The sequence below is a fragment of the Acidobacteriota bacterium genome, from assembly GCA_016196065.1.
Classification (GTDB): Bacteria; Acidobacteriota; Terriglobia; order Terriglobales; family Acidobacteriaceae; genus Acidiflorens.
On sequence record JACPYL010000018.1, the window covers coordinates 112,115 to 131,698 of the forward strand.

Here is a 19,584-nt window from a genome sequence, read left to right on the forward strand (position 1 = left end):
TTCAGTTTTCGGTTTCCCAGCGGAAGGAAACAACGGCGAGGATTCCGAACAGCGCCGTGAACAGAAGCAGAACGGCAATCGGCCCGAACGCGGCGGAGATGCCCAGACCGCGCCAAGTCATTCCATCGATGCCATCCATCGCCCAGCGAGTCGGAATGACCACGGTCGCTTTCTGCAACCATTGCGGAAACACAAAGGTTGGCACCCATGCGCCGCCTAGCATCACCATCAGCAAGGTCGCCATCACGGAGTAGCCGCGAGTGGCCTCGACGGTCTTACCCAACGCGGCCACCATGAGACCAAATGCGGCCGTCATGAGCGAGAAAGCGGCACACACTCCCGCGAATCCGAGAAGACTGCCTTGAATGTGAACGCCAAACACGATCCTGGCAAAAGCGAAGAGTGTAAGCAGGATGAAGCCCGCAATCAATGCGGCGCTCACAGCACGACTGCCGAGCAGAACACTGCGCGACAATGGAGCGGCGCGAAGCCGCTGCCACAGCCCGCTTTGGCGCAACAGAAGCAATCGGATGCCGACGTCCAGGCCCATAAAGAGGATGAACTGAATTCCCATTCCGCCAAACGAATGCGCGTAGCCGTTGTACTCCACTCCGATGCCGGACGTCATGGCTTCTTCGCGGGTCTGAAACGGCATCGTCAACCCGCCACTCGGGCCAGAAGTGGAGGCGGACCCCTGTCCTTGCAACTCGCTCCACTTTTCGACACTGCCCAGCATGTCGGTCAACGTCCTCTTTTCTGCTGGCGGCATGCTGTCATTCTTCTCGAGTTGAGCGACCGAATTCTTCATCATCTCGCGGCCACTTTGCCCGGAAAACATTTCTTTGCTCACTGCCTGCATCACCGCGCCACTCAAAATTCCCTTCACCATCTCAAGCTCGACCGCATGGGAAGGGTCGAAGAGAACAGAGACCGCAGGCTTTTCGCCGCCTGCGAACAATGCGGTTCCAGCCTTGGCGCCAAAATCTGGCGGGATGACGATCGCGGCCCTGGCGTCTCCTTTGCGTACTCGCTCGCGAGCTTCGTCGTAGGCGGACGGCTTCACGTCCAGGTGTTTTTCGGCAGACAGTTGAGCAACCACACCCTTTGAGATCGCACTACTATCCTGATCAACGACCAGAACCAGCGTTCGAGCCGTCTCGGTTTTACTTTGGCCTCCAAACAGGTAGCCAAAGAACGAACCACAGACGATCGGCACGAGCAGCCCGACAATTACGGCGCGACGATCGTTGAAGAACAATCGCAAGTCTTTGCGAACGAGAGCCAGAAATGGAATCATGAGTCGCGCAGGCTCCTTCCAGTGAGGGTGAGGAATACCGTTTCAAGATCCGGCCGCTCACTGATCACGTGCTGGTAGCGGTGCCCGTTGTCAGCGAGCCAACGCAACGTGGCGGGCGCACCGGAGGAAAGATCGTGCAGCCCCACTTTTAGAACTCCATCGCGCAGTTCGGCAGATTCGACCTCGGGTAACGCGCGCAGGACATCAACCTTAAATCCGTCCACGTTCTCCAACTCGACGGCGAGTATGTTTGTCACTGGCAACATCCGATGAAGGCCATGCAGCGTGTCGTTGGCGATCACTTTCCCGTGGTCAATGATGATAATGCGATCGCAGAGGCGCTCGGCCTCCTCCATGTAGTGGGTGGTATAGAGCAGGGTTTTGCCGCGCTTCTTGAGAGTTTCGAGGTTGTCGAAGATAGCATTGCGGCTCTGCGGATCCACCCCAACCGTCGGTTCATCGAGCAGCAAAATCTGCGGATCGTGTAAAAGTGCAGCAGCCAGATTGATACGGCGCTTCATTCCTCCGCTGAAGGTTCCGACTTTGTCTTTCGCTCGATCAGCCAGACCTACCAGTTCAAGAGCGTCCGCAATACCACGTTTTAGCATCGCGCCGCGCAGATCGTACAACGCACCGAGAAAATTGAGGTTGTCGAGCGCGGACAACTCGTCATAGAGCGCAATATTCTGCGGAACCAGCCCGATCTTTCGCTTGACGGGGTCGGTGTCGCCGCGCAGAGGGTTGCCATCAATCAGAACTTCGCCGGAGTCGGGCGGAAAGAGGCCCGCAATCATGGAAACAGTCGTAGTCTTGCCAGCGCCATTCGGTCCGAGCAGGCCGATCGTCTCCGCTGCTTCGGCACGAAAACTGACGCCGTCCACGGCAACGATCTTTCCGTAAGTTTTCTTGAGAGCTTTTACTTCCAACATGCCCTAGGAGTTTACACCGGAAGATCGGCGGATGAGCGGGTGTTGGTGAAGTACGTCCAGCGCAAGGGGAATGGATTGCTTTCGCGCGGAAATTTCTTTGGACTCATCTCAGAACGACAAATTTTCGTGATAGTCCAATCCGAATCTCGAAGGCGAGCGTACCTGTGACAGTTAGCGACGCCTGGTCGTATGTTGCGGCGCAATACCGCGTGACGGTCCGATGGGCGACGTTCACCAATCTTGATTCCTAGAGGAAACTTCCATGAAGCATCTCAAGACCCTGGTAGCCCTTGCGTTGGTAGCGATCATGCTGGTTCCAACCAGCATGTTTGCATCCAGCCACCGCGAGGCGCCGATTTCCGCGCTTGACCACGGCGCAGACGTCACTGACTGGTACGCATTCGTCAGTTACGACCATCCGGATCGCGTTACGATGATCCTTAACGTCGATGGCCTGCTGGATCCGGCCAACGGCCCCAACTACTTCCCGTTCGACCCCAACGTTCGCTACGAATTCAAGGTGGACAACAACTTCGACGGGGAAGAAGACATCACTTTTCAGTTCCGCTTTAACACCGAGATCCGCCAGCCCGGCGTATTCACGGGATTCGTAGGCGGTATCGGAGGCATTCCGCAAATCACGGCACTGGACGGCCCCGGTTCGGAAGGCTTGAGCCTGCGCCAGAATTACACCGTGACGATGGTGAAGAACGGCGTGTCCACCGATCTGACGGGAGGCCACACGCTGTTTGCAGTTCCGTCCAATGTCGGACCACTCACCATGCCGAAGTATCAGGACCTTTTCAATCAGGGAATTTATGACCTCGGCAATGGCGTGCGCACATTCGCGGGCACAGTTGACGATCCCTTCTATATCGATCTCGGCGCGGCTTTCGACTCGCTGAACTTCCGTATGGGAGTGGGCGGAATCCTGAGCAAGAAGGTTGATGGCGATGACACGCACAACTATGCGCCCGACGCGGTTGCGGGCTTCAACGTCAACTCGATCGTTCTGGAAGTTCCCATCACAATGTTGACCTCCGATGGCCAGATCCATCCGGCGGGCGACAAGCGGGCTGTCATTGGCACCTATGGATCGACTTCGCGACAGCGCATTTCGATTCGCCGGCCGAACGGTCAAATTGACGCGAAGGGGAACTGGCGTCAGGTAAACCGCGAAGGCAACTCGCTGATCAACGAACTGATCATCGGAACGGGCTCAAAGGATCTGTTTAGTGTTTCCGATCCTGCAGATGATGGCCAATTTGCCAATTTCTTCCTCGATCCGCTTCTTGCACATCTGTTCTCACAGATCCTGAACATTCCGATTCCCGACGCCCCACGTCTGGACCTGCTTCCTCTGGTGCAATACACCGCACCGATTTGTCCTGGATGCGGGCCGAAAGACACGGGCCCAGTGGCCGATCTGATGCGCCTCAATACTGGAATTCCTCCGACTCCGGTCGGCCAGCAGAAACGTCTCGGCTTCCTGGCCGGTGACAGCGCTGGATTCCCGAACGGCCGCCGTCCGATCGACGATGTTGTCGACATCGCTGGACGCGCGGTCGTGGGCATCCTTGCGGATCCTGTGAAGTATGGGGCGGCGATCGGCGATGGCGTCAACGTCAACGAGAACGGCTACGCCAACACCTTCCCTTACGTTCAGCCCGCCAACAGTGGCCGCGATAGCCACCACGTCGGGCCCGGACAGCAGGGTTGCAGTGGACAACCGAAAGGTATTTGCCCTGTGAAGTAACTCTCTCCCGTGGCTGCCGCCCCTGTGACGGCAGCCACGACTTTTTCTCACCAAGATTGACAATCGAAAGCGAGTGACGATATGAAACGGCTGGCAGCTCTCCTGATTACGCTTGTTGCTGTAGCGGCATTTGCGCAAAGCACAACCCCTGCGCCGGAAGGCAATCTCTCACCCGCGGAACGCGGCATCGCGCAGGCGAACCGGTTGATTGAAAAGAATTCCAAAAACTTCGAGGCTTACAACGCACTGGCATTGGCGCTTTCGCGACGAGCACGGGAAACCTCCGACGTGAAGTTTTATACCCAGGCAGAAGATACTTTGCAAAAATCGTTCGCGATTTCTCCAGGAAATTTTGATGGCGAGCGGATTCGCGTATGGCTGCTGCTGGGCAAGCACGAATTCGGAGCGGCCCGCGAAGAAGCTCTGAAGCTCATCAAGAAGATGCCGGATGACGTGATGGTGCGTGGGTTTGAGACCGACGCCAATGTCGAACTCGGCAATTACAAAGAAGCCGAAGAGGCTGCGCAATTGATGCTGGATCTGAAACCAGGCAACTTGCCAGGAGTAACTCGCGCGGCCTATCTCCGCGAACTCCTTGGCGACGTGGACGGTTCGCTGGAGTTGATGAATATGGCGTATCAATCCACGGCGCCGAGTGAAGTGGAAGACGCGGCCTGGATCATCACCCAGATGGCGCACCTCGATCTTTCCATCGGAAAGACTGCCGAGGCTGAGGCACTCTTGCAGCGGGCGCTGACCTTGTTCCCCGGCTATCACTATGCGCTCGGCAATCTCGCGAAAGTCCGCATACAACAAAAGCGCTACGACGAAGCCGTCAACCTGCTTGAGCAACGTTATACAGCCGCGGCTCACGCGGAGAATCTGTATGATCTCGCCGCAGCGTTACAACTCGCCGGGCGAACCGATGAGTCCAAGAAGGCGTTCGCGGATTTCGAACAGAAGTCCTTGCTGGAGTCAACCAAGGCCGACAATTCGAACCACGAATTGATTCTCTATTATGCGGATTACGCCCAGGAGCCTGCCAAGGCCCTGGCGGTAGCGCAGCGCGAAATGGCACGTCGCCATGATGTTTTTACAATCGATTGCTATGCCTGGGCGTTGCACCGCAACGGCCGGGACGTGGAAGCACAACAACAGATTGCATCGGCTCTGGATGTGGGGATACGGGACGCGCGATTCTTCCGTCATGCAGGCGAGATCGCATTAGCGCTGGGAGACAAGGCAAAGGCTGAACATTATTTGCGACAGTCGGTTGACCTGAATGCCGGGGGATCCGAACAGGCGCGGGTAATTCTATCGACGCTCACTCACTCTGGGATGCAGCAGGTTACACGATGAGAACGGTGGCCCACACCGTGATTGGAGACGCGGCTTGCAGTGTCCCCAATGAGCAGAGGGTCGGCGTCCGCGCGAGAGACGAGGCAAGCCTCGTCTTTACGCGTGGTTTCTCTCCAGTGTTGCTTAGCCTCATCCTAGTCTCTCTGTTATTTCTCGGCACAACAGCAGGCATCGCGAAAGATATTCCTTCGCGAGTGTTGTCGGGCGTGGTCGTCACCGACAAGAATGACGCAGTTCCCGGCGCTATTGTGATCGCAGCAGGCGCCTCCGGCAAGAATCAAGCCACCACCGATGCGGGCGGCAATTTTCATTTATCCGTGCCCGTGGAGCCTTTGACGCTGCGCGTGGTGGGGCAATACCTGGCTTTCGACCCCATTGATCTGCAAGCCACCGATCCCAGCGTAGGCATGATATTGCGCGTGCGTTACACGATCCCTCCGGTTCACGAAAGCATGGTGATTTCGGCGACGGCACTCAATCCGACGATCGACCAGCGCAATGACAACGTTTACAAGAGTTCGCTCTTCTCGCGGGATGATCAGGTTTTCGATACGTTGGCGGCGGGCATCAATGCCGGACAGCACGAGGGTGGCGGGAAATCGCTGGAGATTCGCCGTTTCGGATTCAATCTCGATCACGGCGGCGTCAACGGCGGACTCAAAGTGCTGGTCGATGATGTGCAACAAAATCAATCCACGCAGGGACATGGGCAAGGTTACCTGGGCGCGCTCAAGACTCTGACGCCTGAACTTGTTGACGACGTCGACATCCTGAACGGGCCATTCAGCGCCGCATATGGGGACTTCTCGGGACTGGGCGTAGTCCACATTCGCCTGAAAGAAGCTTTGCCCGACATTTTGACGGTGCGCATGCAAGGCGGATCCTTTGGCGCTTATCGCGGTTTCGTCGGCTACAGTCCGTCCTTGAAAGACGCAGACGCGTTTATCGCGTACGAAGGATCGCATACCGACGGGCCGTTTATTAATCCCGGGCGCTACGGGCGAAATAATGTCACCGGCAACTATGCGCGTCACTTGAGCGAAAAACAGTCACTGGGATTCAAGCTGAACGTGGGCACGAACGATTTTTATTCCTCGGGCCAAATTCCGCTGGATCAGGTAAGCGCGGCAAAACTTGATCGCTTCGGATTTATCGATCCCTTCGATGGCGGCAGAGTTCGGCTCGGAACTTTCGGCACCTACTACAAGCGCGAGATGGCGAACGGTGACATCCTGAAAGTCGAAGGCTTCGTGGGCCGATCACTCTTTGATCTCTACTCGAATTTCACCTTCTTTCTGAACGATCCGGTCAACGGTGACGAAATCCAGCAGCATGACTCTCGATTGCAACAGGGAGTGAACGTGCAATATCTGCATCCTTACAAACTATTGGAACGCAGTGCACTGCTCACCATTGGATCCAATTTTCATGACAACCAGATCAACGTCGGCTTGCTGCATACCAAAGAGCGACAAGTACTGGACGTGACGACCAGTGCGCATGCCCACGTGACAAACGTGGCAGGCTACGCACAACAGGGAATCGACCTGATGCAGGGTCGGTTGCACTTCGACGGCGGCTTGCGCTTCGATTATTTTCGATTCGACGTCGACGATCATCTTGACCCCACACATTCCGGAATCGAGGGATCTGCGATTTTTCAGCCGAAAGCGAACGCTAGTTATACTCCGTCATTGCGCGTGCCTGTTACCTTCTTCGCCAGCTACGGACGCGGCATCTCGAGCCAGGACGCGCGCGGCGTGGTGCGCCAGCCGCAGGCTCCGACAGTCGCGTCCACGGATTTCTACCAAGTGGGAACGTCCCATGTCCTGAAAACAATTTCGTTGAGCACGGATATATTCCTGATCGACCGCTCGAACGAGCAGGTCTACATTCCGGACGACGGCAGTTTGGAACTAAAAGGACCCAGCCGCTCCTACGGATGGGAAGCCAAGACGTCAGTCCCCATCACTCGTCACCTGGTTCTGAACGGCGGCTTCACGCAGGTGTCGAACGCGTTTTACCGGGGAACCTCACCACGCGAGTACGTTGACAGCGCGCCCCACTCGGTCGCGAACACCGGGTTAACCGTTTCCGCATGGCGCGGCTTCAACGGATCTTTGCGTTATCGCCATGTCAGTGGATACATTCTGGACGGCCGGGACCCGAATAATCCGCTCAAGCGCGCCAGTGGGCTGGATATTGTGGATCTGAGCATGTCGAAACAGATTCGTCATGGAGTTGATTTCAATTGCGCGATCGACAATCTCAATAACAAACGGTATTGGGAAACGCAGAACTATCTCGTCTCCCGGTTGCCGGGTGAAGACCCCACTGGTGTAGCACGAATTCACGCGACACCTGGATCTCCGGTGGGCGTTACCGTCGGCCTCACGTTTCGCTTTGGAGAGAAATAAAAAAGGGCGGCGATTGGGGACGCCGCCCAAAGAGAACTGCTTACAATTCTTATCTTCCGCGATGCGGTCCACTGTTACCGCCAGAGGAACCGCCGCTGTGGCTGGGAGCGGAATGTCCACCGCCGCCACCGCCACTCGGAGCCGTCCGTCCGCCGCCTCCGCCACCGCTGGGTGCAGGGCGTCCACCACCACCACCGCCGCCACTCGGAGCGGAACGCGCGCCGCCATAGTTGCCGCCACCGTTATTTCCGCGATAGCCTCCGCTCGATTCTGCGGAACGCGGAGTCACGATTGGCTGTCTCATATCGAGCGACGGACGCGAAGTTTCGCGCCCGCTGTCGCGAGGAACTGACTGACGCCAGTTACCTGAGTCGCGCTGCGCGGATCCTGTGTTGCCTGCGGACCCACGATCGATCGATTCATTGCGCTCGGACGTCGACGGCATTCTGCGCCAATCGTTGCCGCTCTGCGAAGACTGAGGAGACGAACCCGAGTTGTTCGCAGGAGGACGGTCCGTGGAATTGCCACGCTCCGGCCTCGCTGGCGCCTCTGTCGAGTTTGTTCCTCGGTTCCCTGGCTCCGCGGTCCGGCCCCCTCTGCGCCAATCCTGGTTGCCGTTCCCGTTTCCTTGCTGAGCAGGACTTTGGTCGCGGCGGTCGACTGGAGTATTGATCCGTCCAGACGAATTGCCGTTATTCGACGAACCGCTCCCTGCATTTCCTTGTGGTGAGCCGGAATTTGGAGAACGTCTCCAGTCCGAATTGTTGCCACCAGTTTGCGTGCGTGGACCAGAATTCGGATTCACGGCCGTCCCGCCCTGCGCGTTGGGCTGCGTGGGCTGGCCCATCCGGCGCCAGTTCTGGTTCGAACCCTGGTTAGAGTTCGGGTTCGATCCGGAATTGATGTTTCCGCCGTTCGGCATTCGACCGTTCGTATTCTGGTTCGAACCGGTGCCCGAAACGTTCGGATTCTGCCGCGTTACGCCAGGATTTTCCAGCGTGCGGCCACCCGGCGTATTCGAACGAGGATTCTCGCCAGCAGTAGTGCGCTGATTGCCAACGATGGGGGTGAAGTGTCCATCGCGCTGAATTGCGTTGTGCACGTCGGCCGCTTCCCGGTCGAACGACTGTGTCCGCGCCGGAACATTTGCCCTGGTGCTGAAGAAACGCTCCGACTGACCTCCACGAGCTACGCTTGGAGGAGCCGCGCGACGTTCCCCGGCCAACAAGCTTTCACGGTTCGGAACAACCGGCAGATTGCCGGCTACCATTCGACCGCCGCGGAATGCTTCGCGGGATATGGGCTGCGTGGTGATGCGTCCGCGTCCAAAATCATGCGACGGAACTGTAGAGACAGCCTGCCGCATGCGATCGTTTTCCATCGCAAGCCGCAAGTTGGAATAGCGGTTTCCAGTGCGCAGCGGAGGGATTGCCCCGTTGCGATAGTTGTAGACATTGTGGACGTTGTAAATGTTCACCACGTTGAAGCGCGAGCGGTATCCGCCCCACCACGGATAGAAGCCATCGCACGGACCGATGGGCAACCATCCCACCGAGCCGAAACCGATTCCGAACCCGCCTCCACCAAAACCGAAGAACGACACATATGCGGGCGCCCAGATCGGACGATAGTGGCGATACCCGTACGACTGCCCGGGCCACCATGCCCACGAATTTCCGTACATGAACCAGCGCCCGTAGTGATACGGCGCCCATCCCCAGGGCTCATACGAAACCCACGTCCATCCATAGTACGGTTCCCAGACCCAGCGTCCATCCCGATACGGAGCCCAATCGTGCGAGGCCGCGACAATCCAGACATTGCCGTAGTCGGGAACATTCGTCCAGCGCCCGTAAGAGTCCAAGTCTTCCGTTCCCACGTAATAGCGGTTGGTGCGCGACCACGATTGCGCATTGCGGATGGTACCGTCGCGATCGCTGGCCCAGCGGTCAAAATCGTCGCGTGAAGGAGCGTCGGCAACCTGGTAGTGCGTGTCGTTGCCAGTACCCGTAACGGTAATCATCTGGCCGTTGCGAACATGCGTGCTGCCGCTGGGCGTGGCAATGTCGGCCTCGCCTTTGCGGACAATGACCTCAGCACGATCGTCAGAGAACACGGTGATTTGGTACCGACCATCGGCGCGGCGCGGATGAACGGAAAGATTCGGAGCATCGATCTCGACGTCCGCTTCGCTGTCTTTCAAGACCGAGTAGCTGGCCAATCCACGGGAGAGCTGAATCTGAATCTGCTTGTTGCTCAAGTCCGTGATGTTGGCCTGGCTGCGCTCTTCAAGGCGCAGAATGTTGGCAAAGTCGAGCTGCACTTCAGTGCGCGCTCGTTCGGCGGTGGAGACGCGATCACCGGAAACGATGGGCGCGTTCAGCGCTGCGGTCGCCCAATCGCCCGAGTCTCCGCGCTGGGTGGAAACGTCGCCGTGAATGAGACTGACGCGCGCCACGCCGGAGTTCGATTGAGTCGGCTCGGCTTGCGCCGGCTCGGATTGCGCCAGTGCACTGGTTGCGCTCGAGATCAGGATCAGCAATGCTGCCAGCCCTGTGATCAGTCTGAATTTCATAAGTACCTCCGCCCTTGCGGGAAACTTTGCAGTTCGGTTAATGCAGGGGGAGGGCCAAAACACCGGACACCATTACTGTCTTATTTTCAATACGTTGTGGACTTCCTGGCCTTGAAAAAAATGGCTCTTGGTGGCCCGAATCCACCGCTGTGGTGGTTTTCAACCAGGTTGAAGACTTCCGAGCTAGGCGATCGGTGTTCGCGACCTCTTGACACTAATCTATATTTCTGCAATTATCGAAATATGTCGTCCGTCGTCCAAACCAACGCGCAACAAGTCGCAAAATATGCCGATATGTTTTCGGCCATGGGCACCGAGGCTCGACTCCGCATCATGCAACTGCTCCTCGCCGCCCATCCCGACGGTCTGGTCGTCACTGAAATCCAGGAAGAACTCGATATCCCGAACTCGACCCTGTCCCACCACCTCGACAAGTTGAGGAATGAGGACTTGGTGCAAGTGCGCCGCGAAGGCACATTCCTGCGCTACACCGCGAACACCGAGGCGCTTCGGGAAATCCTCCAATTTCTGTACGCGGAATGCTGTACCCGCAATCGAGCGGTCAAACCGCAAGAAATCGTTTCACTCTGTAAATAGGAGATTCCAACATGGCAGGCACCAACATTAAAGAAGTCGTCAAAGAAAAATACGGTCAAGCCGCCCTCCGCGTGAAGACTGGCGGCAGTAGTTGCTGCGGCGCCGCGCCGGCCAGCGGACTGTCGTGTGATCCGATCACTTCCAACCTCTATAACGCTGCGGAAGCCGGGCAGATTCCCGAGGAAGCTCTGCTGGCTTCCCTGGGATGCGGCAACCCAACGGCGTTGGCCAGGCTGAATTCCGGCGAGACAGTGCTCGATCTTGGCTCCGGTGGAGGGATCGATGTCCTGCTGTCGGCACGGCGAGTGGGGCCGACTGGTAAGGCATTTGGCCTGGACATGACCGACGAGATGCTGGCTCTTGCCAACGAAAACAAACTTAAGGCGGGTGCGGAGAATGTTGAGTTTCTGAAAGGCGAGATTGAAAATATCCCGCTGCCTGACAACTCGGTGGACGTCATCATTTCCAACTGCGTGATCAATCTCTCTGCGGACAAGGACCGCGTGCTACGAGAGGCGTTCCGCGTGTTGAAACCCGGCGGGCGCTTTGCGGTTTCCGATGTTGTCACTCGCGGCACGATTGCGGAAGAAGTAAGGAAGAGCATTCTCTTGTGGGTGGGCTGCATTGCCGGAGCCCTGGACGAGAACGAGTACCGCGCAAAACTCTCCGCCGCAGGCTTTGAGCATGTCGAAATCGAACCCACGCGAGTCTACAAAGTGGAAGAAGCGCGCGACTTTCTTACGTCGGCCGGGATCGATGTGGACGCAATCGCCGGGCAAGTGGACGAAAAGTTTATGAGTGCTTTCGTGCGCGCAGTAAAACCGAAGCCGGCAGAGGTTCCCTGTTGTGGTCCAACCTGCTGCAACTAGGCGCAGACAGAGATCGTCATGAACGCACACTTCAACGCTTTGTTTCTTTGCACGGGAAACTCCGCCCGCTCCATCATGGCGGAAGCTCTCCTGAATCACAGGGGTAACGCCCAATTCACTGCTTACAGCGCAGGCAGTCATCCCGCGGGACAAGTGCGCCCGGAAGCGCTAAGGCAGCTCGAAAGTGCGAGCATCTCTGCAGCCGGTCTGCGGAGCAAGAGCTGGGATGAATTTGTCCGCCCCGGCGCACCCGTTATGAACTTCGTATTTACCGTCTGTGACAACGCAGCCAACGAAATGTGCCCGGTCTGGCCCGGTCAACCGATGACCGCACACTGGGGGATTCCGGACCCCGCAGCGGTGAAAGGCGAGGCCGCCGAAATCGAGCGCGCGTTTCGCAACGCGTTCTTCCTCCTCGACCGCCGCATCGGATTGTTTCTTTCTCTCCCGTTAACGACCTTGGACAGTCTTGCATTGAAGAAGGCCGTTGACGAAATCGGACGCCAGCCGTGAGCACAAGCAACCGCCTCAGTTTTCTGGACCGCTATCTCACCGCCTGGATATTTGCCGCGATGGCGCTCGGCGTGACTTTGGGATGGCTTGCCCCCGGCATCGTTCCCTTCCTCAATGGCTTCAGCATTGGTACCACTTCGATTCCGATCGCGGTGGGACTCATCGTGATGATGTATCCGCCATTCACAAAGGTGCGGTATGAGGAATTGCACGAAGTCTTCCGCAACAAAATCGTGCTCGGTTTATCCCTGATTCAGAACTGGATAATCGGGCCGGTTCTGATGTTCATATTGGCAGTCGTGTTTCTGCGCGGATACCCGGAATACATGGCGGGCCTGATCATGATCGGCCTGGCGCGCTGCATTGCGATGGTGATCGTGTGGAACGAACTCGCAAAAGGCGACACGGAATATGCCGCTGGGCTGGTGGCATTCAACTCGGTTTTTCAGGTCCTTTTCTATTCGCTTTACGCCTGGATCTTCATCACGTTGCTTCCCGCCAAGCTCGGCCTTCAAGGCGCCGTGGTTCATGTCTCGATGGGGGCGATCGCAAAAAGCGTTTTCATCTACCTTGGCATTCCTTTTCTTGCTGGCATGCTTACCCGCGTTGTCCTTCTAAGAACAAAAGGACGCGAGTGGTATGACCACAACTTCATTCCGCGCGTGAGTCCCCTGACGTTGCTCGCCCTCCTGTTCACCATCGTCGTGATGTTCTCTCTTAAGGGTGATTACATCGTGCGGCTGCCGTTCGATGTCCTTCGGATAGCCCTACCGCTCCTGATCTATTTTGTGGTGATGTTCCTCGTCTCGTTCTATATGGGGAGGAAGCTGGGAGCCGACTACTCGAAAACCGCCACGCTCGCCTTCACTGCTGCGTCGAATAATTTCGAACTGGCAATCGCCGTCGCGGTCTCGGTGTTTGGCATCAACTCGGGAGCAGCGTTCGCGGCTGTCATTGGTCCACTCGTCGAAGTGCCGGTGATGATCGCCTTAGTGAATGTAGCGCTTCATTTTCAGCGTCGCTATTTTCCGGCTTCGAAAGTGGGCGCGACCGAGATGGTGGGTTCCGCGAGGTAGGCCAACCGCCCCAGTGTCACTCCGCCCCTTCCTCATCAGTAATCCCGATCTTCGACAGCCGATAGCGCAGCGCGTTCCGCGATAGCCCCAGCAGTCTCGCCGCTTGCGACTTGTTTCCACCGGCACGTTTCAGTGCTTCGCGGATCATCTCGTCTTCCCACTGATCGAGGGTCACACCATCGGGCAGGAAACGGTCTCCCGAAGATGCGGGGCGGTTTCTGGGAGAGTCGAGGTGGATGTCATCCACTTCCAGCTTGCTGGTTTTCGCGAGCGCGCAGGCACGTTCGATCACATTCTGCAATTCGCGCACGTTGCCTGGCCAGTAGTGGCTGAGTAGCAGGTTGTTGGCCTCACGCGAAATCGCAGTCACTTGCCTGCCCGAGTCGCTGGCGAACTTCCTCAAGAAAAGGTTGACCAGGTCGGGGATATCTTCTTTATGGTCGCGTAACGGCGGGATGTCGATGGGAACTACATTGAGCCGGTAATAGAGATCCTCGCGGAACGTTCCGTCTTCGAGCGCGGCGCGCAGGTCGCGGTTGGTGGCGGCGATGAGGCGCACGTCCACTTTGACGGTGCGCGTTCCACCGAGACGTTCGAATTCGCGCTCCTGTAATACGCGTAACAGTTTTACTTGCGTGGCGGCGGGCACGTCGCCGATCTCATCCAGGAATAATGTGCCTTTGTCGGCAAGTTCAAATTTACCGGGCTTGCTGGTGGTGGCTCCGGTGAAGGCGCCCTTCTCGTAGCCAAAGAGTTCGCTTTCCAACAGATTTTCTGGGATGGCGGTGCTGTTGATCTTGATGAACGGTCCGGAAGCGCGGCGCGATTTTTCGTGGATTGCGCGCGCGATCAAATCCTTGCCGACGCCGCTTTCACCGCCCAGCAGAACAGTTGAGTTGGTGGGAGCCACGCGCCCCACGGTCGCCAATACTTCCTGCATCTTCGGGCTGGCGCCAATGACGTTGGGGTGGCTGTACTTCTCACCAAGCGCTTCGCGAAGTGACCGGTTCTCCTCGCGCAAACGCGAAACATCCAGCTCTTTATGCACTACCATTCGCATTTCGGCGAGGGAAAATGGCTTCAGGACGTAGTCACTGGCACCGGCCTTCATCGCATCGACGGCAGTTTCAACTGAACCAAAGGCGGTCATCACAACGACGGGCAATGCGGAGTCTTCCTGTTTCACTCGCTGCAGGAGTTCGAGGCCGCTCATCCCCGGCAACTTCAAGTCGGTGAGGACAAGATCGATCGGCTCGGAGGCGAGCAACTGCAGACCAGTCTCAGCATCGCCGGCGGAGACGGTCTTGAAGCCATCCTCGCCGAGGTTGAGTTCCAGCAGCCGGCGCATCTTGGCTTCGTCTTCGATGATGAGAATGGTTGGCATATTTTAGATTTCTACAGAGCTATGTCGAAATTCACTTTCGAGACGTGGCAAGCCGCGTCTCTACGCAGGCTGTTCACCACTTTCCTCGAGCGGGAAGAAGATCACGAACGACGCTCCACCCTGTTCTCCCTTCTCCACTCGGATGCTCCCATGATGGCCGTCGATGATCTTTGACACAATCGATAGTCCCAACCCGACACCTGTCTTCTTCGTCGTCACAAAGGGATTAAAGATCTCCTCGCGCAGGTTGTCGGGAATGCCGGGGCCGCTATCCGTAAGACGAACGATTATTCCATTTTTGTCGTTCTGCGCTGCTGGCGCCGCTTCGACTCGCAAAGTGCCGCCATTCTCTTCCATCGCCTCATGAGCATTCTGTATCAGGTTAATGAATGCCTGTTCACACAGGCTCTCGTCGAGCGGAACCATCGGCAGGTCGCTGGCATATCTCCGCTCCACTTGCACGGGCTTGCCTTTCCAGTGGTCGCTGACTCTTTTCAGCACGCGATCCAACAGGTCAGTCAAATTCACTGTGTGCAGTTCAGCATGTAGAGGACGGGCGAAGTTCAAGAACTGGGTCACGAGCGCGCTGAGCCGGTTCACCTCGGTTGAAATGTAGCCTGCCAGCTCGCGTGAGAGTTCATCCGCGCCCTGTAATTTCTGCGTCAACATCTCCGCAGAACCTTTGATGACGCCCAGCGGATTGCGGATTTCGTGCGCGAGGCCTGCGGATAGCTGTCCAAGCGCGGCCAGGCGTTCGGACCGGCGCGCTTCGGCCTGCGCCCGCTTCAACTGGAGGTTCGTTCCAGCAAGCTCTTCGGCAAGGTCCTGATAGCGCCGTGTCTGACGCCGGCTTTCCTGCGCGAAACGATTCACCAGCATCGCAGCGAGAAAGAAGAACATGATGCGCAGAGCGAGCTGCGCGAAACCGGCGTCGTTGATGTCATATTCCTGCAACGCCGGGTAGAGATACGAGCAGTAGACGGCAGACGACAGGGCGGTCCACGCGAGAGTCATCCACGGTCCGAAATACAACGCGGCAGTCACAACCGGCAGGTAGTAGATCGGATAGTAGCTGCTGTTGATTCCAACTTCACCGGTGTGTCCGATGAGAATCGTTGCCAGAATGATTTTGAGGACAACAACGCCAAACACGCCCTGTTTAGGAAAGCGCCGGATCAACTGTCCTTCGAACAACTGGACAATTCCAATCGCCAGTAGCGTGATCTGTTTGTGCCACTCTCCGCGAGGAGGCAAGAAGGCGAGACCGACTAGGAACGCCATCAAGACGCCGTCCAGCCAGTCGAACCGCCTGGAACGCACCTCGGGGATGAATGGTTCTGAAGCCACGCAGCTTCCATCCAACCGCACAAACCCCTCCGGCGTCAATTCGCCGCATCTAGCTGCTTACCATTGAAGAGAGAAGGAGGACTAGTTCTTGCGAGCAGTTTCGGACGGTTTGGTCTCATTGGCTGCCAGTTCAGCGCGAAATCTGCTGGCTTTTTCGGGCTGGTGAAGCACGTCGTACACCTCGGAGAGATCGGTACGCGCGAACTGAATCCAGACTACGGGTGGATTGCTCTGTTTGGTCAAGATGTCGTACCCAGTACGGCTTTCGGACTCTGCTTCAGCGAAGCGGCGCTCACGGAGCAGCGCTCGTCCCAGCCGCGCATGTGCGATGCCGACCAGTTGATGATCGGGAGCCAGGGTTTGCGAATACATTTGTAATGCTTCGTGAAACAGTTGCTCGGCTCGGGAGTACTCTTTTTTGTCTACCAGAACTCCAGCGAGGTTCGAAAGCGCAACCCCAATGTAGTAGTGCTTGCCGGAATAAATCGTTCGGTAGATGTCGACCGTTCGGCTCAGTTCGGCTTCCGCTTCATCGAGCTTGCCACGGTGTTGCGAGATCTTGCCCAACTCATTCAGCGTTCCCGCCACGCGTGGATGGACCTTGCCGTATACCTTTTCCTGAATGCGAAGCGCCTCTTGCAGTGTGGTGGCCGCTTCATCGAGTTTCCCTTGGGAAAGTAATCCTCGCCCGAGCATGGTCAGAGCGGAAGCGGTGGCCGGGTGATCCTTGCCATAGAAAGATTCCGTGATATCCAAACCCTCGCGGTAATAGCGTTCTGACTCGCTGTAACGGGTGCGTTCGTATTGGATTGCCCCCAAGTTAATCAAGTCGTCGGCCACATGAGGATGGCGCTCGCCATAGAACTGACGATCCATCGCGAGAAGTCGCTGGTTCAGTACTTCGGACTTGTCATAGTGCCCGGCATAGAAATGGCAGTTCGCCAATTCCGTGAGCGTGCCGGAAAGTTCGTTGGTCGGCACCAGAGCCGCCGACTGCAGCCGAGCCGCCTCTTCCAGCACCGCGATCGCAGGTTCGTACTGGCCACGATCTTCCAGGACTTTTCCAAGCAACGCCGTTGCCTTCCCGATCGCGGGATGATTCGGGGGCAGGTGACGCTTGCTCATGTCAATGCCTTGTCGAGCGAGTTGCTCCGCATCGGCAAACTTCGCTTGTGAGTCACGCAGGCCGGCCAACGCGATCAGAGTTTCGGCTACCGGCGCGCTGTCGGCGCCGAAACGGGTCTTGCGCTGCTCTAACGATGAATTCAATAGTTTTTCTGCCTCGTCGAACTTTCCTAGATTGCCGTACACGGTGCCCAGCGTTTCGTAGAGTTCGGCTTGTACCGTGGGATCGCCGGTAAGCGCCTGCGCTTCTTGCACTCCACGACCGACGAGAGTAATGACGCGCAGATCCTCGGCAGGACCCACTTCTTCGTCACCGCCTTGAAACAAGTTCATCGTGAAATGCTGGATGCGCTGGGTGCGTGCCGCTTCTGCCAGGGCAGCATCACGCGCCTTCTCAAGGCGCAGGGTAAAGAAGATAATCAGTCCAACCAACAGGGCCGCTGCGGTGGAGGCGGCGAGCACTTCACGCCGGTTCCTTCTTACAAATTTTCCCAGACGATAGCTCAGAGCGTCGGGGCGCGCTTCCAGTGGTTCACCCTGCAGATAGTGATCGACATCGCGCGCCAGCGCTTCCACGGAGCGGTAGCGACGCTCCGGATCTTTGTGCATTGCCGTTAAACACAACACATCCAGGTCGGCTCGGGCGCTCGCGCTCAGCGCACCGACGAGAGAGTCAGCTGGCTTCGTCTGGCGAGCGACTTTGACGGAGGGACGCGGCGCTTCGTGGCTGACCAATACCATCTCGGCTTCCGCAGGCGAAAGATTCGACAGGTCGAACGGAAGATCGCCGCTGAGAAGTTCATAGAGAATGACTCCCAGCGAATACACATCCGTCTGGATTCCAACCCGCTGGCCGCGAATCTGTTCCGGGGAAGCATAGGCAGGCGTCATCAACCGAAGAGCAGTCATCGTCTGATGTGCCGGGACGTCGAGACTCTCCAGTTGTTTTGCGATGCCAAAATCGAGCAGGCGGATGGTACCGTCCGCCTTCACCAAAATGTTGGACGGCTTGAGATCGCGATGGATAACCGCATTGCCGTGCGCGTACTGGACTGCCTCACACACTTGACGAAAGAGCTGGAGTCGCCGCTCGATCGAGCAATGATGCGCGACGCAATAGTCGGTAAGCGGCAGACCTTCCACGTACTCCATGACGAAGAATGGAGTGCCGTCGGCAAGCGTGTCAGCGTCATAGAGTCGCGCGATCGACGGATGATTCAGCTGAGCCAGCGTGCGCTGTTCTGCGGCGAAGCGTTCTCGTCGCGCTGGAGAAAGCGAAGCATCCCGTAACAGCTTAAGGGCTACGAGACCGCCGAGATCCTGACGCTCGGCAAGATAGACGACGCCCATGCCGCCTTCGCCGAGCACGCTGTGGATGCGATAGGAACCCAGTTCCGGAAACGGCAGGGAGTTTCTCTCATCAGAGAGGACGCTGTGCGCAACTTCGGCGAAGGGCTGGTCGAGGAGCGAATTGCTGTGTGCATCTTCCTTCAGCAAGGCAACCACGTCTTCGACCAGGGACGGCTCGCCTGAGCAAGAGGACTCAAGGAACGCGCGTTGCGCGGCGGTGTCGGGAAGTAGAGCAGCTTCGTGGAACAATTCCTGGATTCGTTCCCAACGGCTGCTGTCCACTCTCCCTCCAAGTAGGGGCTACAAAGATTTGCGCGTCAGCTTGCCTGGCGAAGTTCATGCGCGAGCCACGCCTTCGCGGCCCGCCAGTCACGAAGAATGGTGGCTTCGGAAACTTCCAGTAACTCTGCGGTTTCGACGACATCGAGGCCTCCGAAGAAACGGCTCTCGACCATCAATGCCTGACGCGGTTCGATCTTCGCCAATTCGTCGAGGGCGCGATCGAGGGCGACCAGATCCTTGCCCACCAACGTCCCTCCGTCTCGCGCATCGTCGATGGGAATGACGATGGCGTCGGGTCCACCGCGTTTGTGAGCATTGCGACGGCGAGCGGCTTCTACCAGGACCTGGCGCATGGCACGGGCAGCGATGCGCTTGAAGTGCAATCGCGAAGTGGACGCGAAGCGTGGAGAACTTGCCAACTTCAGCCACGCCTCGTTGACGAGGGCAGTCGGAGTCAGCGTGACGCTCTGGTCGCTGCGCTTGACGCTGGAAGCAAGGCGGCGCAGTTCCTCATACGTCACACTAAACAAATCATCGAGTGCTCGTCTTTCCGATTGCATCTGGCTGTCCCTCGTCGATGTGTTCCCACATGACGATTCCATATCTGGTGATGACGGTTTTGGCCGGTTCCTTGCGCATTGCGTACTGAATGCCTGCGAACCAGACCCAACGGGGGGAGGAATTGCGGGGAAAAACGTAACCCCACAA

14 protein-coding genes are annotated in these 19,584 nt (G+C 57.4%); 7 read left to right on the forward strand and 7 right to left on the reverse strand.

Annotated features, from left to right (window positions below):
• Position 1 precedes the first annotated feature (1 nt).
• Complete coding sequence (locus tag HY010_17105) at positions 2–1,297, reverse strand: ABC-2 transporter permease (protein ID MBI3477452.1); 1,296 nt, start codon at positions 1,295–1,297, stop codon at positions 2–4.
• Positions 1,294–2,226 carry an ABC transporter ATP-binding protein gene (locus HY010_17110; protein ID MBI3477453.1) on the reverse strand — a complete coding sequence of 311 codons (933 nt, stop codon included), beginning with the start codon at positions 2,224–2,226 and terminating at the stop codon, positions 1,294–1,296. Before HY010_17110 ends, HY010_17105 begins: the two co-directional genes overlap by 4 nt.
• A 262-nt stretch (positions 2,227–2,488) precedes the next feature.
• Between HY010_17110 and HY010_17115 the strand changes: the two genes are divergently transcribed.
• From HY010_17115 to HY010_17125, 3 genes are all read left to right on the forward strand, one after another.
• On the forward strand, positions 2,489–3,982 hold the full coding sequence (locus tag HY010_17115; protein ID MBI3477454.1) for a DUF4331 domain-containing protein: 1,494 nt from the start codon (positions 2,489–2,491) through the stop codon (positions 3,980–3,982).
• Between the two features lie 81 nt (positions 3,983–4,063).
• Entirely contained in the window at positions 4,064–5,341 is a 1,278-nt protein-coding gene (locus HY010_17120) for a tetratricopeptide repeat protein (protein MBI3477455.1), read from the forward strand.
• The gene (locus tag HY010_17125; protein ID MBI3477456.1) at positions 5,338–7,758 is read left to right on the forward strand and encodes a TonB-dependent receptor; all 2,421 of its coding nucleotides are present in this window, start codon (positions 5,338–5,340) and stop codon (positions 7,756–7,758) included. The genes HY010_17120 and HY010_17125 overlap by 4 nt, the downstream gene beginning before the upstream one ends.
• Positions 7,759–7,807: 49 nt before the next feature.
• On the opposite strand, the gene HY010_17130 is transcribed toward HY010_17125, so the two are convergent.
• Positions 7,808–10,333, reverse strand: coding sequence for a FecR domain-containing protein (locus tag HY010_17130; GenBank protein ID MBI3477457.1), 2,526 nt, complete (start codon positions 10,331–10,333; stop codon positions 7,808–7,810).
• 243 nt (positions 10,334–10,576) lie between these two features.
• On the opposite strand from HY010_17130, the gene HY010_17135 reads away from it, so the two are divergent.
• Genes HY010_17135 through arsB form a run of 4 tightly spaced genes read left to right on the forward strand, consistent with a single transcriptional unit; the run spans position 10,577 to position 13,388 of the window.
• Positions 10,577–10,930: a winged helix-turn-helix transcriptional regulator gene (locus HY010_17135; GenBank protein MBI3477458.1), complete on the forward strand. Its 354-nt coding sequence runs from the start codon at positions 10,577–10,579 to the stop codon at positions 10,928–10,930.
• An 11-nt stretch (positions 10,931–10,941) separates the two neighbouring features.
• Positions 10,942–11,799, forward strand: a complete 858-nt coding sequence (locus tag HY010_17140) for an arsenite methyltransferase (GenBank protein ID MBI3477459.1) — start codon at positions 10,942–10,944, stop codon at positions 11,797–11,799.
• Between the two features lie 18 nt (positions 11,800–11,817).
• Complete coding sequence (locus HY010_17145; GenBank protein MBI3477460.1) at positions 11,818–12,312, forward strand: arsenate reductase ArsC; 495 nt, start codon at positions 11,818–11,820, stop codon at positions 12,310–12,312.
• Positions 12,309–13,388 (forward strand): ACR3 family arsenite efflux transporter, encoded by a 1,080-nt coding sequence (arsB, locus tag HY010_17150; GenBank protein MBI3477461.1) that lies wholly within the window; start codon positions 12,309–12,311, stop codon positions 13,386–13,388. The genes HY010_17145 and arsB overlap by 4 nt, the downstream gene beginning before the upstream one ends.
• Before the next feature lie 16 nt (positions 13,389–13,404).
• Here the strand turns inward: arsB and HY010_17155 are convergent, their stop codons facing one another.
• From HY010_17155 to HY010_17170, 4 genes are all read right to left on the reverse strand, one after another.
• Positions 13,405–14,772: a sigma-54-dependent Fis family transcriptional regulator gene (locus HY010_17155; GenBank protein ID MBI3477462.1), complete on the reverse strand. Its 1,368-nt coding sequence runs from the start codon at positions 14,770–14,772 to the stop codon at positions 13,405–13,407.
• Positions 14,773–14,832: 60 nt separating this feature from the next.
• Entirely contained in the window at positions 14,833–16,119 is a 1,287-nt protein-coding gene (locus tag HY010_17160; protein ID MBI3477463.1) for a DUF4118 domain-containing protein, read from the reverse strand.
• Between the two features lie 81 nt (positions 16,120–16,200).
• Entirely contained in the window at positions 16,201–18,876 is a 2,676-nt protein-coding gene (locus tag HY010_17165) for a tetratricopeptide repeat protein (GenBank protein ID MBI3477464.1), read from the reverse strand.
• A gap of 35 nt (positions 18,877–18,911) precedes the next feature.
• Complete coding sequence (locus HY010_17170) at positions 18,912–19,436, reverse strand: sigma-70 family RNA polymerase sigma factor (GenBank protein MBI3477465.1); 525 nt, start codon at positions 19,434–19,436, stop codon at positions 18,912–18,914.
• Positions 19,437–19,584 lie beyond the last annotated feature (148 nt).